The 25,481-nt window shown below is 71.4% G+C and carries 22 protein-coding genes; 12 read left to right on the forward strand and 10 right to left on the reverse strand.

Annotated features, from left to right (window positions below; all coding sequences use genetic code 11):
• Nucleotides 1-211: 211 nt before the first annotated feature.
• The 6 genes from ADK36_RS27450 (at nucleotide 212) to ADK36_RS27475 (ending at nucleotide 7,049) form a co-directional block, all read left to right on the forward strand.
• A complete protein-coding gene (locus ADK36_RS27450) occupies nucleotides 212-1,450 on the forward strand; it encodes a L,D-transpeptidase (protein ID WP_048583316.1) in 1,239 nt (412 codons plus the stop codon).
• A 169-nt stretch (nucleotides 1,451-1,619) separates the two neighbouring features.
• A complete protein-coding gene (locus tag ADK36_RS27455) occupies nucleotides 1,620-2,870 on the forward strand; it encodes a L,D-transpeptidase (protein WP_199830257.1) in 1,251 nt (416 codons plus the stop codon).
• 226 nt (nucleotides 2,871-3,096) lie between these two features.
• Nucleotides 3,097-3,864, forward strand: a complete 768-nt coding sequence (locus ADK36_RS27460) for an enoyl-CoA hydratase/isomerase family protein (protein WP_048583318.1) — start codon at nucleotides 3,097-3,099, stop codon at nucleotides 3,862-3,864.
• A gap of 295 nt (nucleotides 3,865-4,159) precedes the next feature.
• On the forward strand, nucleotides 4,160-4,666 hold the full coding sequence (locus tag ADK36_RS27465; protein WP_048583319.1) for an ATP-binding protein: 507 nt from the start codon (nucleotides 4,160-4,162) through the stop codon (nucleotides 4,664-4,666).
• Nucleotides 4,667-5,117: 451 nt separating this feature from the next.
• Nucleotides 5,118-6,299, forward strand: coding sequence for a YncE family protein (locus ADK36_RS27470; RefSeq protein WP_053199429.1), 1,182 nt, complete (start codon nucleotides 5,118-5,120; stop codon nucleotides 6,297-6,299).
• A 108-nt stretch (nucleotides 6,300-6,407) separates the two neighbouring features.
• Entirely contained in the window at nucleotides 6,408-7,049 is a 642-nt protein-coding gene (locus tag ADK36_RS27475; protein ID WP_048583321.1) for an ADP-ribosyltransferase, read from the forward strand.
• On the opposite strand, the gene ADK36_RS27480 is transcribed toward ADK36_RS27475, so the two are convergent.
• Entirely contained in the window at nucleotides 7,003-7,677 is a 675-nt protein-coding gene (locus tag ADK36_RS27480; protein ID WP_048583322.1) for a GNAT family N-acetyltransferase, read from the reverse strand. The two genes, ADK36_RS27475 and ADK36_RS27480, sit on opposite strands and share 47 nt — an antisense overlap.
• Nucleotides 7,678-7,736: 59 nt before the next feature.
• Here ADK36_RS27480 and ADK36_RS27485 point away from each other — a divergent pair, with 59 nt between their 5' ends.
• Both ADK36_RS27485 and ADK36_RS27490 read left to right on the forward strand, forming a co-directional pair.
• A complete protein-coding gene (locus ADK36_RS27485; protein ID WP_053199430.1) occupies nucleotides 7,737-8,648 on the forward strand; it encodes a MerR family transcriptional regulator in 912 nt (303 codons plus the stop codon).
• 50 nt (nucleotides 8,649-8,698) lie between these two features.
• On the forward strand, nucleotides 8,699-8,917 hold the full coding sequence (locus ADK36_RS27490) for an EF-hand domain-containing protein (RefSeq protein ID WP_048583324.1): 219 nt from the start codon (nucleotides 8,699-8,701) through the stop codon (nucleotides 8,915-8,917).
• A gap of 62 nt (nucleotides 8,918-8,979) precedes the next feature.
• Here the strand turns inward: ADK36_RS27490 and ADK36_RS27495 are convergent, their stop codons facing one another.
• Nucleotides 8,980-9,537 carry a glycoside hydrolase family 25 protein gene (locus tag ADK36_RS27495; RefSeq protein ID WP_030052341.1) on the reverse strand — a complete coding sequence of 186 codons (558 nt, stop codon included), beginning with the start codon at nucleotides 9,535-9,537 and terminating at the stop codon, nucleotides 8,980-8,982.
• Nucleotides 9,538-9,655: 118 nt separating this feature from the next.
• Between ADK36_RS27495 and ADK36_RS27500 the strand changes: the two genes are divergently transcribed.
• Nucleotides 9,656-10,765, forward strand: a complete 1,110-nt coding sequence (locus tag ADK36_RS27500) for a serine hydrolase domain-containing protein (protein WP_048583325.1) — start codon at nucleotides 9,656-9,658, stop codon at nucleotides 10,763-10,765.
• Nucleotides 10,766-11,505: 740 nt separating this feature from the next.
• Here the strand turns inward: ADK36_RS27500 and ADK36_RS27505 are convergent.
• From ADK36_RS27505 to ADK36_RS27535, 7 genes are read right to left on the reverse strand one after another with little or no spacing between them, the layout of a single operon-like run.
• The gene (locus tag ADK36_RS27505; RefSeq protein ID WP_048583342.1) at nucleotides 11,506-12,723 is read right to left on the reverse strand and encodes a beta-ketoacyl-[acyl-carrier-protein] synthase family protein; all 1,218 of its coding nucleotides are present in this window, start codon (nucleotides 12,721-12,723) and stop codon (nucleotides 11,506-11,508) included.
• The gene (locus ADK36_RS27510) at nucleotides 12,720-12,989 is read right to left on the reverse strand and encodes an acyl carrier protein (protein ID WP_048583343.1); all 270 of its coding nucleotides are present in this window, start codon (nucleotides 12,987-12,989) and stop codon (nucleotides 12,720-12,722) included. The genes ADK36_RS27505 and ADK36_RS27510 overlap by 4 nt, the downstream gene beginning before the upstream one ends.
• Nucleotides 12,962-14,194, reverse strand: coding sequence for a beta-ketoacyl-ACP synthase 3 (locus ADK36_RS27515; RefSeq protein WP_078916390.1), 1,233 nt, complete (start codon nucleotides 14,192-14,194; stop codon nucleotides 12,962-12,964). The genes ADK36_RS27510 and ADK36_RS27515 overlap by 28 nt, the downstream gene beginning before the upstream one ends.
• Nucleotides 14,191-15,033, reverse strand: coding sequence for an SDR family NAD(P)-dependent oxidoreductase (locus tag ADK36_RS27520; protein ID WP_048583345.1), 843 nt, complete (start codon nucleotides 15,031-15,033; stop codon nucleotides 14,191-14,193). The genes ADK36_RS27515 and ADK36_RS27520 overlap by 4 nt, the downstream gene beginning before the upstream one ends.
• Nucleotides 15,030-16,094, reverse strand: coding sequence for a 3-oxoacyl-ACP synthase III family protein (locus ADK36_RS27525; RefSeq protein WP_048583346.1), 1,065 nt, complete (start codon nucleotides 16,092-16,094; stop codon nucleotides 15,030-15,032). The genes ADK36_RS27520 and ADK36_RS27525 overlap by 4 nt, the downstream gene beginning before the upstream one ends.
• On the reverse strand, nucleotides 16,091-17,914 hold the full coding sequence (locus ADK36_RS27530) for an acyl-CoA dehydrogenase (RefSeq protein WP_048583347.1): 1,824 nt from the start codon (nucleotides 17,912-17,914) through the stop codon (nucleotides 16,091-16,093). Before ADK36_RS27530 ends, ADK36_RS27525 begins: the two co-directional genes overlap by 4 nt.
• A gap of 26 nt (nucleotides 17,915-17,940) precedes the next feature.
• On the reverse strand, nucleotides 17,941-18,969 hold the full coding sequence (locus ADK36_RS27535; protein WP_053199432.1) for an ACP S-malonyltransferase: 1,029 nt from the start codon (nucleotides 18,967-18,969) through the stop codon (nucleotides 17,941-17,943).
• 224 nt (nucleotides 18,970-19,193) lie between these two features.
• On the opposite strand from ADK36_RS27535, the gene ADK36_RS27540 reads away from it, so the two are divergent.
• From ADK36_RS27540 to ADK36_RS27550, 3 genes are all read left to right on the forward strand, one after another.
• Nucleotides 19,194-20,561: a tetratricopeptide repeat protein gene (locus tag ADK36_RS27540; protein ID WP_053199435.1), complete on the forward strand. Its 1,368-nt coding sequence runs from the start codon at nucleotides 19,194-19,196 to the stop codon at nucleotides 20,559-20,561.
• A gap of 86 nt (nucleotides 20,562-20,647) precedes the next feature.
• Nucleotides 20,648-21,772 carry a hypothetical protein gene (locus ADK36_RS27545; protein WP_053199436.1) on the forward strand — a complete coding sequence of 375 codons (1,125 nt, stop codon included), beginning with the start codon at nucleotides 20,648-20,650 and terminating at the stop codon, nucleotides 21,770-21,772.
• Nucleotides 21,773-21,965: 193 nt separating this feature from the next.
• On the forward strand, nucleotides 21,966-24,053 hold the full coding sequence (locus ADK36_RS27550; protein ID WP_053199438.1) for a hypothetical protein: 2,088 nt from the start codon (nucleotides 21,966-21,968) through the stop codon (nucleotides 24,051-24,053).
• Between the two features lie 782 nt (nucleotides 24,054-24,835).
• Here ADK36_RS27550 and ADK36_RS51280 read toward each other — a convergent pair.
• On the reverse strand, nucleotides 24,836-25,285 hold the full coding sequence (locus tag ADK36_RS51280; RefSeq protein WP_199830258.1) for a hypothetical protein: 450 nt from the start codon (nucleotides 25,283-25,285) through the stop codon (nucleotides 24,836-24,838).
• Between the last annotated feature and the right edge of the window lie 196 nt (nucleotides 25,286-25,481).

Below are 25,481 nucleotides of genomic sequence, written 5' to 3' on the forward strand. Positions count from 1 at the left end.
TCAGGGACCACACGAGTGTGGACGGAGAGCCCCGGCGTCCCGTTCCGCGGCTCCCCATCGCGTCGTCCTCCCACATGTTCTGCCCACACGGTGGCCAAGCGACCCTGGCGAAGTCGGCTACGGTTCGGCAGCGGACGGCTTGTCGCCTCCCAGCCCGCGGAGCCCTCGGTGCTCACGTTTCCCCGGGGCCGCCCCGGTCGTTGGGGTCTTCGTGAGGCACGTACAAGGGCGCGCGCGGCGCGCGGGGGCCGCTTTGGCCGCCGTACTGACATGGGCAGGACTGCTGGCCGGGGCCGCCGGCTGTACTTCGGGCGGCGGTGTCGACCAGATGCTGGGCAAACCCCCGGCGCCCGAGGACGTCATCCGGGTCACGCCCGACGACGGCGCCAAGGGCGCACGCCCGGACGACCGGCTGCTCGTCCGGGTGCTCAGCGGACGCCTGGAGTCGGTGAAGGTCGTCAAGGACCAGGACGCCCAGCAGACCCCGGTCCGCGGGCGCATCTCGAACGACGGCCTGCGCTGGGAGCCCGAGGACCCCAGGCTCGCGCTGGCCGCCAAGTACACGATCGACGCGGTGGCCCTCGACGGCCACGGGCGCCGCAGCGCACGGCACACGACCTTCACCACGTACGTCCCCGACGAGCGGTTCATCGGATACGTCGCCCCGGAGCACCGCTCCACCGTCGGCACCGGAATGATCGTCTCCCTGGAGTTCAACCGCGAGATCGAGAACCGGGCCGCCGTCGAACGCGCCATCCACGTCACGGCCGAGCCCGCCGTGGAGATCCGCCCGCACTGGTTCGGCAAGGCCCGCCTCGACTTCCGCCCCCAGCACTACTGGAAGCCCGGCACCCAGGTCACCGTCGCGCTGCGGCTGAGGGACGTCGAGGGTGCGCCCGGGGTGTACGGCCAGCAGTACAAGACGTTCTCCTTCACCGTCGGCCGCCACCAGGTCTCCGTGGTCGACGCGGCCGACCACACCATGGAGGTCCGGCGCGACGGCGAGCTGCTCACCACCGTGCCGATCACGGCCGGCGCCCCCAAGAACACGACGTACAACGGCAAGATGGTCGTCACCGAGATGCTCGAACTGACCCGCATGAACGGCGCGACGGTCGGCTTCAGAAAGGCCGACGGCAAGAGCGAGTACGACATCCCGGACGTCCCGCACGCCATGCGCCTCACGGACTCCGGCACCTTCCTGCACGGCAACTACTGGGCGGACGCCTCGATCTTCGGACAGAGCAACGTCAGCCACGGCTGCGTGGGGCTCAGGGACGTCAAGGGCGGCGGCTCCGAGACACCCGCGGGCTGGTTCTTCGACCGCAGTCTGATCGGGGACGTCGTCGAGGTCGTCCACAGCAACGACAAAAAGGTCGCTCCCGACAATGGCCTCGGAGGATGGAATATGGGCTGGAAGGAGTGGAAGGCAGGGAGTGCGGTGAAGTAACAGGACAGGGGGGTGAGTTACTCGACCAACCGGCTATCTGCCGATGTTGGAACGGAACGGTGACAATCACGTGGCGCCGACGTGTATGACCTTGTGGTTAATATGCGCCGATGCGCGCGTGAAACGCGTGGGGGCGCGGGCTGACCAGGCCCGGGGAGGGGAGAAGGACTTGAACGTGCGGCCGATATCGGGGGCGTCGGTTGACGCGGTGGACGCCGGCGGCAGGCGTCGGCGCAAGGCCATGGCGGCACTGGCCGGAGCGCTGCTGCTCGCCGTCACCGCGTGCGGTGGGGGCGGTGGATCCGGCTCGGCGGCCGGCGCCGGGAAGGGCGAGGACGCCGGCACGGCGGAGGCCGGGAAGTCCCGGGCCGTCGTGACGATAGCCCCGGGAGACGGCGCCAAGTCCGTCGAGACCAGCGGCGCGCTGAAGGTGACCGCGGCCAAGGGGAAGCTGACGGGCGTCCAGGTCAAGGACGACGAGGGCAACGCGATAGCCGGGAAGATATCCGGCGACGGCGGCACCTGGACCCCGTCCACACACCTCGCGGCCGCCACCAAGTACACGGTGCACGCGGTCGCCAAGGACTCCGACGGGCTGGAGGCCGCCGAGGAGGCCGACTTCACCACCCTGACCCCCGAGAACACCTTCCTCGGCAACTTCACTCCCGAGGACGGCTCCAAGGTCGGTGTCGGGATGCCGTTCTCGATCCGTTTCACCCGGGGCATCACCAGCCCCGAGGACGTCGAGAAGGCCATCACCATCAAGACCGAGCCGGCCGTCGAGGTCGCGGGCCACTGGTTCGGCAACGACCGCCTGGACTTCCGTCCCGAGAAGTACTGGAAGGCCGGCACCAAGGTCACGGTCGACCTCAACCTCGACGGCGTCGAGGGCCGCCCCGGCGTCTACGGCGAGCAGGACAAGAAGCTCACCTTCACCATCGGGCGCAACCAGGTCTCGGTCGTCGACGCGAAGACCAAGAAGATGAAGGTCATGCGGGACGGCAAGGTCATCAAGACCATCCCCGTCACCACCGGCGCGCCCGGGTACGAGACCTGGAACGGCCAGATGGTCATGACGGAGAAGTTCGTGCAGACCCGTATGAACGGCGACACGGTCGGCTACGAGGGCGAGTACGACATCAAGGACGTCCCGCACGCCACCCGCCTGACCGACTCCGGCACCTTCATCCACGGCAACTACTGGGGCGGCAACGCCTTCGGCAACACCAACGCCAGCCACGGCTGCATCGGCCTGCGCGACGTCAAGGGCGCGTGGGACAAGGGCACCCCGGCCGCGTGGTTCTTCAACCACTCGATGATCGGCGACGTGGTGGTCGTGAAGAACTCCGACGACGCGACGGTGGCTCCGGAGAACGGCCTGAACGGCTGGAACATGTCCTGGGAGAAGTGGAAGGCGTAGGGCTCACTTTCGGACGTACGGCCCCGGCGCTCTGCCTCGATGTGAGGTACGGCACCGGGGCCGTAACCGTTGGCCCCCAGACCCCCGGCCGGGTGTGATCGAAGGCACCGAAGCTGTAGCCGTTAGTCAGCGTGCTGTGCCTGCCTGGGGGCGACCCCCAGACCCCCGGCCGGGTGTGATCGAAGGCACCGAAGCGGTAGCCGTTAGTCAGCGTTAACCTGCTGGCATGACCGTGAATCTCGAAGTCGCCGAAGGCGTCGGCACCCTCCGCCTCGACCGCCCGCCGATGAACGCGCTGGACGTCGCCACCCAGGACAGGCTCAAGGAACTCGCCGAGGAGGCGGGCCGGCGTGAGGACGTACGGGCCGTGGTGATCTACGGCGGGGAGAAGGTGTTCGCGGCGGGCGCGGACATCAAGGAGATGCAGGCCATGGACCACACCGCGATGGTCCTGCGCGCGCGGGCCCTGCAGGAGTCGTTCACCGCGGTGGCGCGGATCCCCAAGCCGGTGGTGGCGGCGGTGACGGGCTACGCCCTGGGCGGCGGCTGCGAGTTGGCGCTGTGCGCGGACTACCGGATCGCCGGGGACAACGCCAAGCTGGGCCAGCCGGAGATCCTGCTCGGCCTGATCCCGGGCGCGGGCGGCACCCAGCGGCTGGCCCGCCTGATCGGCCCGTCGAAGGCCAAGGACCTGATCTTCACCGGCCGTATGGTGAAGGCGGAAGAGGCGCGGGAGATGGGCCTGGTGGACCGCGTCGTGGCACCCGACGAGGTCTACGCCGAGGCGCACGCCTGGGCGGCGAAGCTGGCGCAGGGTCCGGCCATCGCCCTGCGTGCGGCGAAGGAGTCGATCGACACGGGCCTGGAGACGGACATCGAGACGGGGCTCGCGGTGGAACGGGGCTGGTTCGCGGGCCTGTTCGCGACCGAGGACCGGGAGCGGGGGATGCGGAGCTTCGTGGAGGAGGGCCCGGGCAAGGCGAAGTTCCTCTGAGGCTGGCGAAGTCTGGCCCGAAACTCCGTAGAACCACTTGCAATTGACAGGACGTCTGATCCGGGGTCCCTCGATGGGGCGGTTTATGGCAGCCTTAAGGCAACCTTAAGCGTGCCTTGTCGAGGGAGCCTGTCGATTGCCCCCAGCGGACCCTTCGTCCCAGGTCGGCCGGGCTGCCGACGGCCCCGAACTGCCCCTGGCATATGTCGAACGAGCCGTACGGAATGAGCGCTTCCGAGGGGTGTATTCCTCGGGAACGGCCACGGAGGGCCCTGTGGGCGGCCATGATGGGGGCATGGCGGGGCTGGAGGGTATCGAACAGCCGCGGGGACACGGCCGTGCTTCTCTTGCGGCGCGCTGGTCGCCGGCGGTCGAGGACGAAGCTGCTGCGAAGGTGCTGGAGCTGTTCGGCAATCCTACGGAGGCCGAGGTTCCGCTCCCGTCCCGCCCGGAGTCCGCAGCGACGGCGCGGCGGCTGGCGCAGGTGGTGGTCCTGCGCCAATGGGGCCTGACCCCCAAGATGACCGAGGACGCGGTCCTACTCGTCTCGGAACTGGTCGGCAACGCCGTCCGCCACACCGGCGCCCGAGTCTTCGGCCTTCGCATGCGGCGCCGCCGCGGCTGGATCCGCATCGAGGTCCGCGACCCGTCCCGCGGTCTGCCCTGTCTCATGCCGGTCCAGGAGATGGACATCAGCGGCCGGGGCCTGTTCCTGGTGGACAAACTCTCCGACCGCTGGGGCGTGGACCTGCTGCCGCGGGGCAAGACGACCTGGTTCGAGATGAGGGTGGCCGACCGCTGACGGTTGCCTCCGGCGGTTGAGCCGAAGTCCACGGCGCGCCACAACTGGGCTCCGCCCCCAGCCCCCCGCCGCGAGGGCTGAGGCCGGCGGGGCGGTCAACGGTCGGTGGGGGCTGGTCGCGCAGTTCCCCGCGCCCCTTTGGGGCGATGCCGGTCCGCCCTCTTCGGTCCGCGCAGGGACTTCACCTCACGACCGCCGACGACCACTCTCTGGGGCCGGTCCGGGCATCTTCAGCCCGTCCGGCGTTTGAGGACGAGGCCCTTCGGGCCGATGGGGGTCGAAGGGGCGGAGCCCCTTCAAGGGATGGGACGGGTAGGGGCGGCGGGGGCGAAGTTCGCTGGGCCGGCGACCCGCGCGAAATGTTTATCGGGCAAATCGCGCAATTTATGACGTAATGCTCATTAAATGGTCGCAGTCGTCGCCCTCCCCAGCCACCCCGGAAGACCTGCCGATGAACCTCATGCACCGCACCCTCCTCGCCGGCGTCGGCCTCGTCGCACTCGCCGCCTGCGGCACCGAGACCGCCAGGGACAAGACCCGCTCCACCGAACCCCGCGGCACCCAGGCCGCCATCCCCGCCCCGGCGAAGAAGGAGACCGTCAAGGGCCTGCCCGGCATGCCCCCCGTCCTCGACCCGAAGGACGTGTACGCCGCCGACCGCCCGGGCAAGCTCTCCCCGGTCGTCAAGGACTTCCCGTCCCGCGTCTACGTCCCCAACACCGAGTCGGACACCGTCTCCGTCATCGACCCGAAGACGTACGAGATCGTCGAGACCATCCCCGTCGGCCGCCAGCCCCAGCACGTCGTCCCGTCCTGGGACCTGAAGACCCTCTGGGTCAACAACAACCGCGGCCACACCCTCACCCCCATCGACCCGAAGACCGGCAAGGCGGGCAAGGAGGTCGAGGTCCACGACCCGTACAACCTCTACTTCACGCCCCACGGCAAGTACGCCGTCGTCATGGCCTCCCTCGACCGCGAACTCGTCTTCCGCGACCCGCACACCATGAAGCGGATCAAGACCGAGCCGGTCACCTGCTTCGGCGTCAACCACGCCGACTTCTCCCTCGACGGCCGGTACTTCATCGTCTCCTGCGAGTTCAGCGGCGAACTGCTGAAGGTCGACACCCAGAAGATGAAGGTCGTCGGGCAGCAGCGGCTCCCGTTCGAGGGCGCCATGCCGCAGGACGTCAAGATCTCGCCCGACGGCAAGCGGTTCTACATCGCCGACATGATGGCCCACGGCATGTGGGTCCTGGACGGGGAGAAGTTCGACGAGCCCACCCTCCTGCCCACCGGCAAGGGCTGCCACGGCCTCTACGTCAGCCGTGACTCCCGCGAGATGTACGTCTCCAACCGCGGTGAAGGCAGCGTCTCCGTCTTCGACTTCACCCAGAACAAGCTCACCAAGAAGTGGCACCTCCCCGACGGCGGCAGCCCCGACATGGGCGGCGTCTCCGCCGACGGCAAGGTGCTGTGGCTGTCCGGGCGGTACGACTCCGAGGTGTACGCCATCGACACCCGCACCGGTGAGCAACTCGCCCGCATCCCTGTCGGCAGCGGCCCGCACGGCCTCGCCGTCTACCCGCAGCCGGGCCGCTACTCGCTGGGGCACACCGGCATCTTCCGCTAGCGGACGGCAAGTTGACCGGTCGGCCCGGTTGACCGGCGGTCAGCGGACACGCCGCCGTACGGGTGAAGATCCAGGGCGCACCACCGCGAGCCCGCAATGGTGCTCCCTATGATCACAACTCGCCTGCGGCGGCGCGCCGCTGCCGCCGTCCTGTCCCTCGCGGCCGTCCTCGCCACGACGGCCGCCACGGCTCCCGCGTCCCCCGCCTCGGCTCCCGCGACCGCCGCCAAGGCCGCCGCCCCGGCTGCCGCTCCCGGTCCGGCCGCCTGTCCCGTCCAGTTCGACGACCGGATCAAGGCGGCCGTCGACCGCCGCGTCGAGGTCGACCGCATCACCCCCGACCCGGCGTGGCGCACCAGCTGCGGCACGCTCTACCGGGCCGACGGCCGCGGCCCGAACATCGTCTTCGAGGAAGGCTTCAAGCCCAAGGACGTCGTGAACGGCCAGTACGACCTGGAGCAGTACGTCCTGGTCAACCAGCCCTCCCCGTACGTCTCCACGACGTACGACCACGACCTGTACAAGAACTGGTGGAAATCGGGCTGGAACTACTACATCGACGCCCCCGGCGGCATCGACGTCAACAAGACCATCGGCGACACCCACAAGTGGGCCGATCAGGTGGAGGTCGCCTTCCCGGGCGGTATCGCGCGGAAGTACATCATCGGCGTCTGCCCGGTGAACAAGACGACCAAGGTCGAGATCATGAGCGGCTGCCAGAGCAACCCGCACTTCGAGGCATGGCACTGAGCAGCAGCTCCGCGCCCACCGGCCGGTAGCCGGCCGCCTGGAACGCCCGCACACTGCGGGCGTTCCCCGGTGCGACCTGCGCCCACAGCGGCTCCGTGACGAGATGCCGGGCCGCGGTCACCAGCAGCCGCCCCAGCCCTCGATGCCGTACGTCCTGCGCCACCTCCACCGACACCTCCAGCCGCCCGGCGACCCCGCGCCCCACCACCAGCACGCCGCCCTCGGCCGCCCACGCGCGCACGTCCTCCCGCCGTCGTCGGGCGTAGACGATCCGGGGATGGCCGGCGTCCTCGATCTCCTTCAACCTCAACGCGGGCGGCGGCTCACCCGGCAGCGGGGAGCCGACCAGGACCGCGTCGATGGTCTCCGCCGTCCGGCCCGTCCGGTCCATCAAGGCGGCCAGGAAGCGCGGGTTCATGGTCGCGGACAGCGCGTCGCAGTCGAGGCCGCGCAGGGTGTCGTACACCCACCCGGGATCCTCGTCGGTGAAGACGACGGAGTGCGCGGTGAAGGAGAGGACGCCTGCGTTCCGGTCGGAGGGCTGGGGGACGACGGTCGTACGGCCGTCCGCGGGCGGGAAGACACCCCGCGCCGCCGCCTCCAGAATGTCCCGCAAGGTCTCCGCCATGGCGGCCCCTCCCCGCGCTCCTTGAGTCTCCACCCACTGGAAGGCCCACACTCCCAGACATGACCGAAGACGGCACCGGACTCCTCACCATCGGCGAGCTGGCCCGGACCACCGGACTGACCGTCCGGACCATTCGCTACTGGTCCGACGAGGGCGTCCTGCACCCGGTGACCCGCTCCTGCGGCGGCTATCGGCTCTACGACGCCGAGTCCGTCGCCCGCCTGGAGCTGATCCGCACCCTGCGCGAACTGGGCCTGGGCCTGGCCGACGTACGGCAGGTGGTCAGTGGCGAGAAGGACGTGGCGTCGGTCGCGGCCGCGCATGTGGCGGCCCTGGACGCGCAGATCCGATCTCTGAAGGTGACCCGGGCGGTGCTGTCGACCGTGGCGAGGCGCGGTTCGAGCGCGGAGGAGACGACCCTGATGAACAGACTGGCACGGCTGTCGGCGGCGGAGCGGCAACGGATCATGGAGGAGTTCGTGGCCGAGACCCTGCACGGCCTCGACACCGTCGACCCCGACATCCAGGACCGGATGCGGCGCACCGCGGTCGATCTGGCGGAGAACCCGACACCCGAGCAGGTCGACGCCTGGGTGGAGCTGGCCGAGATGCTTCAGGACCCGGGCTTTCGGGCGCAGATGCGCCGGGCGGTCGAGTTCAACGCCGCCGACCGGGAGCCGGGGGCACCCCGCGGCCGGTCCGTGTGGTTCGCGCGGCGTCTGGTGGAACTGGCGGGCCCGGTGCGCGAGCGCGGTACCGAACCCGCGGCGCCCGAGGCCGAGGAGGTGCTGCGGGAACTGTTCGGGGACGCCGACCGGGCCGCCGTACTGGAACGGATGACGGCCGGCTTCGACGAGCGGGTCGGCCGTTACCGGGAGCTGCTCGCCGTCGTGAACCGGCAGCCCGGGCCCCCGCACGCCGAGGACTTCGCGTGGGTGGTCGCCGCACTGCGGGCCAGGGTGCACGGTTAATCTGACCTCCGTCAGCAAGACGACAAGGAACGACGAAAAGGGGCGGACCGGTGGCGCACATCGACATCGAGGAAGCACGCAAGCAGTTCGAGCGCATCGATGCGGACGGGGACGGCGCCATCACCGCCGCCGAGTTCAAGTCCGCCCTGGCTCAGGGCGGCGACTGGAACGTGACCGAGGCGGTCGCCGAGGCGATCATCAAGAGCCGTGACCTGAACGGCGACAAGCTGCTGTCGTTCGACGAGTTCTGGGCGTTCCTGAGCAAGTGACACCCACCGAAGGGGCGCCCGTTCACCGCGGAGGCGGAACGGGCGCCCCTTCGGTATGCCCGTCAGGCGTTCTCGGCCCACTCGCGCAGGGCGGCCTTGCTGGAGAAATCGGCGACGTTCTTGTCGAGCGGGTTGTCGGTGTACTGATGGAAGCGCCACTTCGCCTTGATGCGGGGCTTGCCCGCGGTGACGTAGTCGGCGATCCAGAGGCCGTCACCCGCATAGGACGTGGTGTCGACGTTGAGCCAGTAGTTTCTGTTCGCGTAGAGAATGACCGGATTGTTCGGCCGCTTCTCCTTCACCTTCCGGATGAACAGATCCTTCTCCGCGTTGCTCGCATGCGTCCCCTCGCTCGTCGTCTCCCAGTCGACCGCGAGGATGTCGCCCGCCCGCTCGGGGGCCTTGCTGACGAAGTAGTCCGCCTGGGCGGAGAGGTTGCCGGGCCAGAGGAAGTGGTAGAAGCCGACGACCAGGCCGGCGTCGCGGGCGCGTTTGGTCTGGGCGGCGAGTTTGGGGTTGATGTAGGAGCGGCCCTCTGTCGCCTTGATGAACACGAAGGAGATGCCGTCGGTGTCATAGGACGAGGACTGGTACGCGCTGACATCGATGCCGCGGATCATGGGGGGACTCCCTGAAGTGCTGGTGAGGGGAGAGGAGTTGGGTGGGGTGTATGCCCCAGCCTGGCATGTCTGACGCGTACCTGACGTGAAATTGTCAACATTCGTCGGGAGGGCGAACATGGCGATGGTCCTGGAGAGCGGCGACCGGGCCCAGGACCCCTGGGAGGGCGTGGACGAGGCGGCGCTGTCGCGGGCCGTGCGGGCGCAGGCGGGGCGGTCGGTGGCCGGTGTCGACGACATGGCGTCGTATCTCGCGGACCAGGTGTCGGATGCCGCGCATCGGGAGGTCGTCGGCCCGCTTCTCGACGGGCGGGGAGCGAGTGGGGTCGTCGTGCGGGGCGGCGCCGTGCTTGCCTCCTGGGGCGATCCGGCCCGCGTGGAGATGGCCTTCAGCGCGACGAAGAGCGTGCTGTCGCTGGTGGCGGGTGTCGCGTTCGACGACGGGGCGTTGCGTCTGGACGAGCCGGTGGTGGAGTCGGTGGACCTCCCGGAGTTCGACACCCCTCACGGGCGCGGCATCACGTGGCGGCATCTGCTGGACCAGACCAGCCAGTGGGAGGGCGAGCTGTGGTCCAAGCCGACGTGGGTGGACGCGCAGAGCACCCGTGAGGGCACGGAATCGGCGGGCGGGCCGCCCGGCGCCGGCTGGGCCTACAACGACGTGCGGGTGAACCTGACGGCGCTGGCGCTCACGGTCCTGTTCGGCCGCGCCCTGCCGGAGGTCCTGCGGGAGCGCGTCCTGACGCCGGTCGGCGCCTCGGACGGATGGTCCTGGCACGGCTACGACAGCTCGGTCGTGGAGATCGACGGCACCGAGGTGCCCGTCGTCTCCGGCGGCGCCCACTGGGGCGGTGGCCTGTGGATCAGCGCCCTGGACCTGGCCCGAACCGGCCGGCTGTGTCTGCGGGGCGGGACCTGGGACGGGCGCCAGGTCGTGTCGCGGCGCTGGATCGAGGAGCTGTGGACGCCCTGCCGGGTCAAGCCCGAATACGGCCTGTCCTGGTGGCTCAACGACCGGGGCACGGTGTGGCCCCGCGCCCCGCGCACGGGCCGCTGCGCCCGCGGCAACGGCGGCAACCATCTGCTGTGGGTGGACCCGGCCCGCGATCTGGTCATCGTCTCGCGCTGGGGTGCGGAGGTCGAGCGCCTCCTGGCGGAGGTGTCGGAGGCGGTGCCGACGGCAGCACCGGGACGGCGGCCCGGTGCCCCGCCCGTCAGTACTCGATGATGTCGACCGCCGGCCCGCCCCGCGCCGTCTCCTTGTACTTGACCGACATGTCGGCGGCTTTTGACCACGCATTTGACCTGCGGATTTAGTCTGGCAAGCCCGACTTGCGTCACGGCCAGGGACTTTTCAGGGACTTCTTGTCGACGGTTACCTGCAAGGTATCCGACGACAGGTGACATGCCTGCTTTTGCTTCCATGCAGGCGTTCGATCGCTTCGCTGGCCCGCTTTACTCGTATACGTAGGTCTCGGGTTCGAATCCCGAAGGCGGCTCCACCTGAGACCAGGTCAGATGCGTTCTGAACTGGTCTTTTGTGTTGCAATCCTGATGGTTGGTCAGCTTTGGGCCCGGCTGCTGAGGGAGGGGAGCGCAAGGGGTGCGCATCGGGATGTGCGGGGCCAAGACTCTGACCAGGGCCTTTTGCATCGGTGCTCAGGTCATCGCTCAGGACTTCGTGATACCCGGGTGTGTCGGTGGTGCGGGGGCGGTGACGAGTCAGTGTCGATGAGAAGCCGCCCATCGGATCCTGGTGCGAGCGGCGCGGGGCGGCGGCTGTTCCCCGGTCGTGGAGCCTGGTCGCCGGTCCTGGAGATCCAGAATCCTGTTGGGAGTCCACAAGCTGCACAGGTGTGTTCCGTGTGCTGATGTCCGGCTGAGGCAAGGTTGCGAGGCTCGGGCGACCTGATCGACCTGCTCGCCTCTCACACGGCGAATGACCGCTGAGCGATCGTACGATCGCGTTCACGGGGCCGCGAAGACCAGTACCGTGTTGTGGCCTCCGAAGCCCAGGGAGTGGCTGAGGGCCAGACGGACGGAGCGGGGGCGGGCGGCCGACGCGATGATGTCGATGCCGGCGGTGGTGTCGTCGGGTGCGGTGAAGTTCGCCGTGGGGGGCATGGTCGCGTAGGTGATGGTCAGGACGGTGAGGGCGGCCTCGACGGCGCCGGCGGCTCCCATGGTGTGGCCCAGGGCGCCCTTCGCCGAGGTGACGGAGGGACGTCGGCGGCGGTAGAGGTCCCGGATCACCGTGGCTTCCACGCTGTCGTTGAGCGGGGTGCTGGTGCCATGGGCGTTGATGTGATCGACGTCGTCGGGGGTGGCTCCCGCCTGGGCGAGCGCCGTCATGGTCGCCGCTCGCAGGCCCGCGCCCTCGGGGTGCGGGGCCGTCGCGTGATAGGCGTCGCCGGTGGCGCCGTGGCCCGCGAGGCGGGCCAGTACGTGGGCACCGCGGGCGTCGGCGTGGTGTCCGCGTTCGAGGACAAGGACGCCGCAACCTTCGCCGAGGACGAAACCGTCGCGGTCCTTGTCGAAGGGGCGTGAGGCATGGGCGGGGTCGTGGCTGCGCCGGGACAGGGCGCCCATCTTGGCGAAGGCGGCGGTGCACAGCGGGGTGACCATGGCGTCGGTGCCGCCCGCGATCGCGATGTCGCAGGTTCCGGCCTTCAGGAGCAGGCAGGCCGTGATGAGGGCCGTGGCTCCGGAGGCGCAGGCGGTGGAGGTCTGCAGGGAGGGGCCGGTGACGCCGAGGTCCAGGGCGAGGTGGCCGGCCGTCATGTTGGGGAGGAAGGCGGGCATGGTGAGCGGTGAGACGACGGCTGGGCCGGTGGCGAGGAGCTTGTGGTGCTGCGCTTCGAGGGTGTCGATGCCGCCGGCCGCGGTGCCGATGACCACGGCCACGCGGGCGGGATCCCAGCCGTCAGGGTGCAGGCCGGCATGGTCGAGAGCTTCCCGGGCCGCGGTCAGCAGGAACCGTGTGCCGCGGTCGTAGCGCCACAGGCGGCCGCCCCGGCCGGACGGGAGAGCCGGTACCCGGCAGGACATGGTCACCGGCATCTCGCTCAGGACGGGATCGGGGCGCGCGGTGGCCCTGCCCGCGCACACCGTCTCCCAGGTCGCCGGGGCGCCGGTGCCGCCGGGCGTCACCAGGCCGACGCCGGTGACGGCCACCTCGTCGTTCACTGCACGGCCTCGTGCCCGGCGCCGGGTTCGGTCGTGTCCAGGAGCGCGGTCACCGCGCGGGCCACGTCGGTGACGGTGAGGTCGGCCGATGCGGCGGAGTCGTCCAGCGGGACCTGCCACTCCTCCTGGAGGGTGACGTAGAGCTCCACCACGGCGAGGGAGTCCAGTTCCAGTTCGTCGAGGGTGACGTCCGGGCCGATCTGGCCGGGATCGACCTCGAACTTGTCGCTGAGCAGGGTTACGAGGCGGTCGTAGACGCGGTCCACGGGTGGCTCCTTGTGAGGTCGGGCGTGAGGCCGGGTGTGCACAGTGGCGTGGTGTCCAGGTCGGTGGGCGGTGCTTCGGCACGGGGGACGGCGCTGGGCCAGCGCAGGGCGACGGAGGCCCAGGTGAGACCGCCGCCGAAGGCGGTCAGCAGCGCGCGCTCGCCGGGCGGGACCGCCTGGTGTACGGCGGGGTCCGCCAGGACCAGGGGGATGGAGGCGGCCGCGGTGTTGCCGAGGTCGCGGATGTTGCCGTACCGGTGGGCGGGCGCGATGCCCAGGCGGTCCGCGACCGAGTCCAGGATGCGCTGGTTGGCCTGGTGGCCGACGAACGCCCGTACCGTCTCCGGGAGCCAATGGGCCTGGCTGAGCGCCGAGTTGGCGGATTGGGTCATCCGGCGTACCGCGTGGGCGTAGACCGTCCGGCCCTGCATCCGGAAGTACCGGTCCGCGGGGGCGGCGGGCGGGAGGTGCCGCGGGTGGCGGGAGCCGCCGTGCGGGACGGTGATCAGGTCGTCGCCACCGCCGTCGGTACCGAGGTCGGTGGCGATCACCGCCCCGGGTTCGTCCGTGGTGCCCGCGCGCAGCACCACCGCTCCGGCGCCGTCGCCGAAGATCGGCGCGGTCTCGCGGTCGGTGGGGTCGACGATGGTGGTGTAGGTGTCGGCGCCGATCACCAGGGGCATGGCGCAGGTGCCGGCGCGGACGAACGCCGTCGCCGTGGCCAGCGCGTACAGGAAGCCCGAGCACACGGCGGAGAGGTCGAAGGCCGGGACGGTGCCCAGGCCCAGCCGGTGGGCGACGGCGGGAGCGGTGGCGGGGCACGGGTGGTCGGGTGTGGTGGTGGCGAGCAGCAGCATGTCGGGTCGGTGGTTTCCGGCAGAGGCGAGCGCGGCCCGTCCCGCGCCGACGGCCAGGTCGCCGGTGCTGGTGCCGGGCTCGGCGTGACGGCGGCGGGCGATGCCGGTGCGGTCCCGGATCCAGGTGTCGTCGGTGCGCAGCGCGCCGCGTGCGACGACCGTGTCGTTGTCGACGACCGGGTGCGGGAGGCAGGCTCCGATTCCGGTGACGACCGCGGTTCCCACGACGGCCCGAGTCCCGTCCCTGGTGCCTGCGACGCCCTCGGCCCCCGTGGCGGCCTCCGCTCCCGACCCGCCCGTGGTGGAGCGCGGTGCGCTCGAACTGCCTTGGGATTCGCCGCTGTTCATACGGTGACGAAGGGCGAGGCGGGCTTGGGGTGGCCGGCCAGGCCGCCGTCCGGTACGGCGAGTCCGCCGTCGACGACCAGGGCGTGCCCGGTGACGAACGACGAGGCCGGGGCGGCGAGGAAGAGCGCGGCTCCGACGACCTCGTCCGCGGTGGCCCACCGGCCCATCGGGACGTGGCTGGTGAGCCAGTCCGACAGGGGGCCGGTCTCGCTGGCGAACGCGGTCATGTCGGTGCGGGTCCAGCCGGGGCACAGGGCGTTGACGCGGATGCCCTGCCGGGCCCAGCCGACCGCGAGGCTGCGAGTGAGGGAGAGCTGCGCGGCCTTGGTGGCGGCGTACGCCTCCATCATGGGCGTGCCGACCAGGCCGGCGACGGAGGACATCAGGATGAGGCTGGCGCGGCGTGAGTCGGCCAGATGGGGGTGGGCGGCCCGGCACAGGGCGGCCGTGGCGTTGAGGTTCACGGTGACCACGGTTTCCCAGTCCTGCTGGCGGGCGTGCTGCAGCGGCGCCAGCAGGGGGCTGCCGTCCTCGGCGGTGGGCAGGGTGCCCGCGTTGTGGACGACGACGTCGAGGCCGCCGAGCGCGGCGGCAGCCCGGTCGACCAGGTCGGCCGCCGCGCCGGGTTCGGTCAGGTCCCCGTCGAGGGCCACGGCCTTGTGCCCCCGCTCCTCCACCGCGCGGAGGGTCGCGTCGAGCGCGGGCAGTGTCCGTGCGGTGACCGCCAGGTCGCAGCCCGCGTCGGCCAGGCCCTCGGCGACGGCCTTGCCGATGCCACGGGACGCGCCCGTCACCAGCGCGCGGGCGCCGTCCAGGCGGAACATGTCGATGGCGTTCATTGCGGGGCTCCTTCTGACTCGGACGGACGGTGGGTGGCCGTGGCCACAGAGGTGACGGCGGGTGCGCCGCTCCAGGTGAGGAGCGCGCTGCCCCAGGTCATGCCGGCGCCGAAGACGGCCACCAGGACGCGGTCGCCGGGCCGCAGCGGGTGTGCGGAGACGGCGCGGGCGAGTGCGTAGGGCGCGCTGGCGGCGCCGATGTTGCCGACCTCGTGGCCGACGACCACCAGGCGGTCGGCGGGGATGCCGAGGTCGGCACCCATGCGCCGGAGCAGTACGGGATTGGGCTGATGGGCGACGAAGCAGTCGATGTCCTCGATGCTCAGCCCGCTCCGGCCGAGGGCGTCGGTGATGAGCCGGGGGAAGGTGTCGGTGATGAACCGGCCGATGGTGCGGCCGTCCATCCGGATGCAGTGGGCGCGCTCGCCGAGGGTGGACGCGCTGGCCGGGCTGCGGCTGCCGCCGGCCGGGATCAGGACGCGGTCGGCGAGGGCGCCGTCGGAGCCGAGGCCGAAATGGGTGAACCCCTGGCCACCCGGCACCGGTCCCAGGATCGCGGCGGCGGCCCCGTCGGCGAACAGGACGGCGGTGCCCCGGTCGGTGGGGTCGAGGAACTTCGAGTAGGCCTCGACGCCGACGACGGCCGCGTACCGGATCTCCGGGCTGCCGCGCAGCCAGTCGTGGGCCACCTTGGCTGCGAACAGCCAGCCCGAGCAGGCCGCGCTGACGTCGAGGGCGACGGCGGCACGGGCTCCCACCGCGGTCTGGATGCGGCAGGCGGTCGAGGGTCCCAGTTCGTCGGGTGTGGAGGTGCCGCACACCAGCAGGCCGATGTCGGCCACGTCGACGCCCGCGGCGTCGGCCGCCGCCCGCACCGCGTGTGCCGCGAGGTCCGAGGCGGCCTCGTCGTCGGCGGCCACATGGCGTTTGAGGACTCCGGTACGCTCGATGATCCACTCCGCCGTCACGCCCGCACCGAGCGCCACCTCGGCGTTGGTGCGCACGGTGGGCGGCAGGTGGGTGCCCATACCGAGGACGCCGATACGGCGCTCACCCGTCATGCCGTGCCTCCTCGTGTCCAGGTGAGCGTGGTCCGCAGGGCGGTGTCGCAGTCCGTGGGCGCGAGGTCGGCGGGATGCGCGAACGCCTCGATGAGCAGCGGCAGGTGGGGCCGGACCTCGTCGCAGAGCCGGTCGGCGGCGTCGGACAGGGCCTGGATGTCCGCCGGCCGCAGCGTTTCGAGCGCGAGGAGGGAGCCCGATCGGCGGCGGGCCGCCATGACGCCGTGCAGTGCCGCCAGCGGCCGCAGCGCGCGGGCCAGGTCGCGGTCCTGTGTCCCGGCGAGGGCGCGGACGACGTCCTCGGCGATGAGCGAGTCCGCGTAGACCTCGCCGAGCACACCCGCGTCCTCCAGCAAGGGGTTCCACGCCTCGAAGGGGACGGCGGCCTCGGTGCCGCCCAGCCGCTTCGCCAGGTGCCGGGTCAGGTCGTGCCGATGACGGCGTACGACCATCGGCCACCACCCCGGGGACAGCGGCGAGGGCGAAGTCCCGGCGTCCGTTTTCCTGTCGTCCGCTTTCCGGCCGGCCGCTTCGGCCAGGGCGCTCCCGATGTCGTAGAAGATGAGCTGGCTGTCCCCGCCGGCCGTGTCGAAGGCGTGGTGGAAGCCGTGGTATCCGGCCAGCCGGTTGGCGTCCAGGTGTCCCGAGAGGCCGCAGCGGCGCTGGCACTCGGCGGTGACGCGGGCGGCCAGCCGGACCGCGGCGGCCTTGTACGCGGCCAGCGGACGGCTGACGGCGGTCCACGGACTGAACCCCATCTCCGTGACGCTTCCCTCCGCGGGGGCATTGCGGGACTCCTCCCACAGCGCGCGTGCTCCATGGGCGGCGCAGGACAGGGCGAACGCGTCGGCCAGCGCGCCCAGCACGGCGCGTTGCTGGGTGCGGTACGTGAGCAGGGGGACGCCGGGGGCCAGCCGCCCCTGAGTGCGGCGCCCCTGCGCGTAGGTGACGGCCTGGACGGCGGCCTGCCGGCTGGTGGCTGCGGCGACCGCCGGCATGGCCGCCCACAGCCCCTGGCCGACGCGCAGGGTGCGTTGCAGGCGTCCCGCGGCGGACCCGGCGGGATCGTGGAAGGTGCCGTCGGGCGCGATGCGGGCGCCGTCGGCGAGCCAGTGGGCGTGCGGGAGCCGGGCATGGTGGAAGCGCACCTGGACGTAGTCGAGGGGCAGCGCGCCCAGACCGATGGGCGAGGAGATCTCGACGCCGGGCAGTGCTCCGCCGTCGCCGGTCAGGTCGGCCACGAAGGCGAAGACCCCGTGGTCGGTGCCGCCCGTGACCAGCCGTGCCGGCACCACCGCCGTCTGCGGTACGTCCAGGGTGCCCGCGCTGCCGAACTTGGCGGCCGCCTCGTCCGGGGTGTGCAGGACGAACTCGCCGGTGGACGGGTCGAGTTCGGCCCGGGTGCGGGTCGCGAGGTGGCTGTTGGCCTGCCCTGCCTCGGTGATCAGGTAGACGCCCTTGGCCCGGCCGGACCGCAGGGCCGCCACGCGGGACGTCAAGTCGACCGAATCGCCGCCCAGTTGGACGATGGACCCCAGACAGAGCAGGTGGTGGACGAGTGCCGCCAGGCAGAGGGAGGGGTCGGCGACCGCCGCCCAGGCGTGCGCCGCGGTCAGCCGCGCCGGGTCGTCGAAGAGGTCGTACGGCAGCGGCTCGCCCAACCGCCGTAGACGGTCCAGGAGTTGTCGGCCTCCGCTGCCGGCCGGGGCGTCGGTGGCGAGTGCCTTGTGCAGTTCGGAGAGGAAGGCGGGGTCGCAGGGGCCGTGGACGAGCCGCCGCATCTCGTCGCGGGCGGCCGTGGGCCGGTGTGCGGGGGGCATCGCTGGTCCTCCAGGGGGAGCGTGCGTCACCAGGGGAAGTCGGGTTCGGCGAGCGGGGCGTGGACGGGTGGTGGTGCGGGGCTTGTGGAGAGGACCCTGCGGGCACTGGAGGCCAGGGCGTCGCCCGTGCCCGCTTCGAAGAAGACCTCCGGCCGGTGCGCGGCCGCCTGGCGCAGCGCGGTGGGCACCACGGCCGGCAGCACCAGGCAGTCCGCCAGGCGCCGGGGCAGGTCGTCGTCGGGGCGGTAGCGGCGTCCGGCCACGGCCGAGTAGACGGGTACGCGCGCCGGCGCCAGGGCGTAGGCGCGCACCGACGACGCGAACACCTCGGACTGGGCGGCCAGCGCCGGGTGGTGGGAGGAGAACGGCAGCCGCAGCCGTACGGCGGCCACGTTCGTGTCGTCGGCCACCTTCTCGATCCGGGCCAGGGCCGGCACGGGGCCCGCGATCACCACGGACCGGTCGTCGTTGACCACCGCCACCACGGCGTCCGGCGCCCCGGTGCGGTCCAGCAGCCGGCGGGCGGACTGCTCCGAGCAGCCGAGCAGGGTCAGTCCGCCGGGGCAGGAGGACAGCACGACAGCGAGGTCATGGGCCGCGCGTGCCCCGTCGCCGACGCTGAGGACCCCGGCGGCGGTCAGCGCGGCGATCTCCCCGAAGCTCACCCCGACGACCGCCGTGGGGGCTCCGACGGACGCGCTCAGTGCCCGGTGTACCGCCATCGAGGCACCGAACAGGGCCAGTTGGGAGGAGCCCGTGGCCGCCTGCGCCAACTCGGCTCCGGTGGGCGGCTGTCGCCCCAGCAGCCAGGGACCGAGCGGTCGCATGCCGCGCTCGACCGCGACCTCGTCGACCTGCTCGAAGACCTCGCGAAGGGCCGGGTTCAGGCGGTCGGAACGGGTGGCGCGGGCGGCATGGGCGGCGCGTGCGGCGCGGGCGGCGCGTGCGGCGCGGGTCAGGGCGCCGACGGAGAAGTCTCCCTGGCCCGGGAACAGATGGACGGATCCGTGCCAGGAAGCCGGACGCTTCGGTCCGCGCGAGGGACTTGTGGACATCTCGTCCTTCCGCCCGGTCGGGCAGGTCGTCGGTGCACGAGGGGCGTACGACCGTCACGGGTGCGCCTCCAGTGCGCACTGCTCACGGCCGAGAGGGGCGCCGCACCCTGAGCCTGCCTGGTCGAAAGCGCTTCCACCGCCTATGCGGGAGGCAAACGTGTTGAACACATGCGGACGTTGAACGCAAGTGCACGCGACCGGAAGAGAGGGACAGGGAGAGGAGTGTGCGATCGCCCCGTACGCCGAACCAGGCCCTGCGAATCCTCCTGGCCGAGGCCGGGTGGAGCGGGGCCCAACTCGCGCGCCAAGTCAACTCGCTCGGCACCGAGCGCGGCACCCCGCTGCACTACGACCGCACCACGGTCGCCCACTGGCTGGCCGGCAGTCGCCCCCGACCGCCCGTTCCCGCCCTCGTGGCGGAAGCCCTCTCCCGCCGTCTCGGCAGACCGGTCCTGGTGCAGGACACTGGGCTGCTCGACACCACGCTGCCGGGACACGGCGCCGGGACGCCGCCCGGTGAAGGGAGCGCCGTGGAACGCCTCGACCGGATACTGCGTGACACCGACCGCCGCCGCATCGCCCTCGTCGGCGCCTACTCGCTGGCGGAACTGGTGATTCCGTCCGGTCCGCCGGCCGCCGGAGAAGGCCGGCCCGCCGCTTTGGACCCGCCGAGTTCCGTCGGTCCGGCGCACGTGAGTTCGGCCCGGGAACTGCTCATGGTGTTCTCGCGCGGTGACATGGTGCTCGGAGCCGGATCGGTGTGCGAGCCCCTGCGCCAGTACCTGTCCACCACGCTGCTTCCCTGGCTCCGAGGCGACTTGAAACCCGCCGTCCGGCGTGAGCTGTTCACGGTGGCCGCACAGCTCACCTATCTCTGCGCGTTCGCTCACTTCGACATGAACCACCACGCGGCGGCCCAGCGTCTCTATCTCACGAGCGTCGAACTCGCCCGTGAGGCGGGCGACATCATCGGCTACGCGCTCGCTCTGCGGGGACTCAGCGTGCAGGCCCACGGACTGGGGCACTTCGCCGAGGCCGATCACCTGGCCGAACATGCCGTACGGACCGGCGTGCGGCACGCACCGCCGCACCAACAAGCCTTCCTTCTCGGCCAGTTGGCCGTGACTCAGGCCCGCCGGGGCGACCGCCGGTACACCCGCCACCTCATGGCGGCCGAGCGTTGCCTGGAAAGGTCGGCCGAAGGCGCCTCCGCCATCGGCGCCTTCCACTCCGGCTCACTCGCGCTCCAGCGGGCGACCGTGGCCAAGAGCCAGGGAGAGCACCGTACGGCCGCCCGGGCGCTCGCCCTCTCGCTGCGTGACCGGCCCGCCGGCGAGCGCCGCTCCCGTGCCCTCTGCCTCGCCGAACTGGCCGAGACCCAGCTGGCGTCCGGCCACCTGGAACAGGCGTGCCGCACCTGGCACGAGTTCCTCGACATCTTTCCGGACATACGCAGCGCCCGCGCCGACGACCGCCTTCGCACGCTGATCGCCTCACTCCGCCCGAACGCCGAGAACCCCGCTGCTGCGGCACTCCTCGGACGAGCACGTGGGATGCGCACGCGCGGACGCCGGAGGGGACCGTTGGAGTGACAAACGCGGGCACGGGGAGGGCCCGAGCAGCGCGGACCTGTTGGATGACGTTGCAGACTCGCCCTCCTTCGAACCCCACCAGGAAGATGAACCGAAGCGTCCTCGCGGAAGTGCTCGACTCCACCAGCCTCCATGTCACCCCCGGCAGCCTCATGGTGGCCACATCCTGGCGGCATCCCACGCGCGGCCCGGTTGACTGTCCGGCCCATCGTCTGGTCGCCGCACACGCTCGGCAGTCCGGTCTCGCCGCCGACTCCCGCCCCTTACCGGACGAGGAACTCCGAGACGGCCTCACGACCGCGCCGACGACTGTCTTCACTGTCTCCTACGAGCGCCCCGAAGGCGGACATCGCGGCCTCGCTCTCGCCGCCCGCAGTGACGATCCCCCCGCCCTCTGCTTCGCCCGCCGGCAGATCGACTCCTGGCGAGCCGTGCTGCGTACCCGGCGAGTGCTCTACGTGGCCGCACAGGACCCCCTTGGCCCGCGGCCGTTGAGCGCCTCGGTGCCGCCGCAGGCTCCTGGGGGCTCCCGCGATCGGTGGCGCGTCTGCGGCTGCCCTGCCGCCGCCGCGTGCCCGTCGGCCGAGAACGCGGAACGTGCGCTGCACCGGTTCCTGGAACGGGGGGACGAGGTGGTCGTCGTGGGCACACCGCTCACAGGATCAGGCGCCTGGGTGGGCCGGACCCTCCAGGGGGACCTCAGAGTGGTGAGCACTCCACGACAGGCGGAGACCCTCGCCGTCGCGGACCCTGACCGTCTCGCGTTCGTCGTCGCCCCCGGTGCCCTCGTCTCCGAGGTGGCGGACATCCTCAGGGTGCTGCGCCGTCGCCATCCGCGCCTGCGGGGCCAGCATCCACGCGAGTGGTGCTACACCATGGACGATCTGCACACAGCGGTCGCTGCGGCACTGGCCCAGTCCGACCGGCTCCTGGTCGTCGGCCAGGACACCAGCCCCGTGACCAGAACGGCGATCACCCAGGTGGCCCGCACCGCCCTCCGACTCCGCGCCGTGACGACGCTGGACCGCCTGCGTCCGGACGACGTCGACGCCGCGACGATCACGGTCCTGGATGCGACGGTCGACGGGCGGGCCCTCAGGGAGGTGGGTCGGGCCCTGGACGGCCTGGGACCCGCAAGCCATGTCTGGCGTCAGGTACACACGTTCAAGGAAACCGCACACCCTGCCTACCACCCCCTTTCATCAGGGTGACTGTTCACGGCCTGCTTCCCCTGACGCGAGGCCTTGCGGCCTTGAGCAGACCAGGGTGCGGACCGCTCCGCTAAGGCTGACATTCGCCCGGTGGTGGGCTGTTGTTCCTCGGCCGGGTTGTTGTGTCGCGGTTCGGCGATAGCGTGGCGAGGCAAGCAGTCTGCGGACAGGTTGGGCGGGCGGGTTCATGCGGATGCGGTTCGAAGCCGGGGCTGAGGAGGAGTTCGAGGCGGGGGGCGCGCTGCTGGTCGACCGGCTGGTTCGTTGGGCCGGGGAGCGGGGGCTGCCGGTGGACGGTTTCCTGGCCGAGGCGGCGCTGGAGTACCGGCACCGGGCGACTGTCGACGGCCGGTTGGGGCTGTGGGAGCCGAGGCATGTGGAGGAACTGCTGCTGGTCTGGTTACCGGAGCAGGTCACCGAACTTCCCGGAGAGGAACGCGGCGATGCGCCGGGCACGTTGCGTACGCTGTTGCGTTTTCTGCATGCCGCGCAGTTGGCGGATCCACGCGGTCCCGCACTAGAGGACTCCCTTACCGCGGTCGACGCGGTCGGAAAGGAGTATCCGGCGGCGATGGCGGACCGCACCCGATGGGGTTTGGCGAAGTTCTGGGCGATGACAGCCGCTGAGCAGGGTGTGGACGTCCTGGACGGGGCGGCGTTGCAGCGGTTCGCGGAGCGGGCGCAGCGCGGGGAGGTCGCCTACGATCAGCAGGCCCTCGACGCGGTCATGGAACGGCGGCTGACCGGCCGTGCTCTGGCCGGCGTGGTCCGGGCCGAGCCGCAACTGCCCGTGGTGTTGCCCCCGGACGACGAACTGCGTCGACGGGCTGAGGAGTCTGCGGTCGTGGCGCGGTTGCGCGGGCTCGCCGAGTGGGTGGGGCGCGACGGTCGTGCGGTGACGGCGGCGGGTCGGCTGCGGATCGCCGACGCGCGCGAGCTGGTGGACGTACTGGGCACTGGCGACAAGTGGGAAGGCGTGCGCTCTTCGGCCGACCTGCCGCGGTTGGGGCTGCTGGTGGAGTGGGCGAAGAAGGCGCGGCTGGTCCGGGTGGCCAAGGGACGGCTGTATGCGGTGGCCAAGGCCCGGCCGGTGCTCGCCGACCCGCTTCAGCTGTGGCTGCGTGCCTTCGACGCGTGCTCCGAGCTGCGGCAGGCACTGATCGGGGCGCGCAGCGGGTGGCACGTCGAGTCGATGCTGTTCGATGTCTACGAGGAGGTGCTGGAGGATGTGCTGAACACGCTCTACAGCCTGCCGCACTCGATGCCCTGGCCGCACCTGCGAGACTCCGTGCACCTGGCCTACCGTGCTCGGTTCCAGTTCGACGGCGGGGCGGACCTCCAGCACAGTATGTGGTTCGACCACGCCGACCGGGATCTGCGCACGGTGCTCGACGTGCTGGTGGACCTGGGTGCGATCGAGCGTGACAGGGGTATGGCCGATCCGGTGTTCCTCGACGTCGACCTCTCCGGTGCCGGAGACGAGCTGCCCGCGGACATGCCGCCGGAGCTCGCGGAGCTGCTGGGCATCGCGGGAGCGCCCAAGGACGTGTCGGCGCAGGAGCGCGCCCGCGCCCGGCGTGAGGAGCTGACTGCCGGACCGGTCGAACTCATCCGTCTCACCGAGCTCGGCACCCGGGCCGTACGGCAGCGCCTGCTGGCGGTCGGCCGGGACGCACCGCTGGTCGGTGAACTGGCCCAGGCATCGGCGGCCGGCCTGCTGGGGGTGATCGCCGAGGACTACGACCCGGATGCCGCCCGCGCGGAGTTGGCCGGCTGGATGTCGGCCCGCGGTGAGTGGGATACCGCATTGCGGCAACTCGCTGACGCTGTACGGACCATGGCCTTCCGCACGCGGGCACAGGCGATGCTCGACGTACTTCTGACGGCGTTGCCGGACGGCGAGGGAGAACGGCTGCTGCGCGCGCTGCGCGGCGATGCCCGGCTGGCGCCGCTCGCGCTGAACGCGCTGGCGCACCGTGAACTGCTGTCCCCCGAGGACATGACCGATGCGGAGCGTCTGCTGGTGCTCGCCGAGAGCCTGCTCCAGCTCATGGAGCTGGCGGGTGGAGAGGACGGCGCCGCGGATGCGCTGCGCGCCCAGGGCCCCGAGGCCAGGGACGCGGTCGCCGCCGCGCTGGACTCCGCGCACCCGGACCGGGCGGGGCTCGAAGAACTCAGGCAGCTGGCGGCCCGAACACTGCGCACTCCAGCCGCCCGCCTCGGCCGAGTCCGGAAGCACGGGCGCCGCGTCGGCAAGAGCGGCCGCAAGCGGCGGCGCTGACCAGGGCAGCCCTGCTCATTCCCGCGGGCGGCGTCGGCACACGCACGGAGCCGGGAGGCCCGCGGCGTCGTACGTCCTCAGTGGCGCGCGCTACCGTCGGGGCGTGGCCGAGGAATGGGGCGAGGACGGACTGCGGGCCGTGCGCGGCGCGCTCCACGAACAGGACTGGGCGGCGCTCCTCGCCGCAGTGAGCCGTGGCCCTGTACGTGAGGTGCTGCAACTGGCCGGCGATGGTGTGGCCGGGGCCGCAGCGCAAGGGCTGCCGGGGGCGGCGGAGATGGCGGCCTCTTTTCTCGGCGCACTCCAGGAGCGCGGCTTCCGGGGCGACGAGGAACTGGCAGACCGGTTGCGCACAGTCACGGGACACGCCGTGATCCCTCTCCTGCGCCCGCTGGCAGTCGATCCGGAGATGCTTGCCATGCTGCTGGAGGGAGATCCGGCCGAGTCCGGTGGTCGGCTCGATCTGTCCACCGGAGACTGCTGGCCGACGTTCACCGAGGGCCTGGACGCCGGGTCCGAGGTCGAGGAGGTGGATGATCCCGAGCGATGGGTGCATGTGCCGGCTTTGGGTTCCCGTGCCGGCTGCGGAGACATGGAGCTTTCATCGAAGGGCTCGACGGTGCGGCCCTCGCCGACCGACTGCGGATCGCCGTCGGCGGGCGGGGCGCCTTCCGGCGCTTCAAGGACGTCCTCGCCTGTGACGAGCGTGCCTGGCGCCGGTATCACCGGCTCAGCGATGAGCGGCAGCGTGGCCGGGTCAGGGCCTGGCTGGCCGAGGAGGGCTACTGCCCGCAGCTTCCCGTGCCACGGCGGACCGGATGATCGAAGCCATCGCCCGGGGCGGCGAGGAGTCTGCCGGAGTGGCGGGCGATGGCTTCGGTGGGCGGGGCGCTGTTGACACGGGAGACGGCGTAGTCGAAGGGGGTCTGGTCGGTCTTGGGGTCGCAGGCTTCGACGCGGGTGAGCGAGTTGGTGATGACGCGGATGTCCTCGGAGGCGGCCGGCCATTCGGTGAGTTCGGGGATGCGGCGTACGAGTTTGGACAGGCCCTGGCAGTCCAGGATTCGGATGCCGCCCCCGCGGCGTCCGCCGAGCCTGCCGTGTCGCCGCGTAGGAGCGCCCGCTTGGCATCGACCGCGGCCTGGTCGACGGTCCGTGTTCGGTTTCGGCGTCTTCGATGAGTTCGCGTAGCCGGTCGCTTTCGAGTCGGCGCTGGATGAGGGCTTCGGCATGGGCGGACGTGCCCCGCTTGCCGGTGCGGTCCTTGCTGCGGGGCAGGGGTGATGGACGCGTCCGCCGTGGTCGCGTGGTCGTCGCCGGGCTCCAGCCTGATGCCGGCCCACGGGCTCAATGCCCAGAACGCGAGTGTAGGCCCGCACGTCTGCGAGCAGGGCAAACCTCTGGACAGGAAGTCACTCCGACCTCAAG

Source organism: Streptomyces viridochromogenes (genome assembly GCF_001270495.1).
Lineage (GTDB): Bacteria > Actinomycetota > Actinomycetes > Streptomycetales > Streptomycetaceae > Streptomyces > Streptomyces viridochromogenes_A.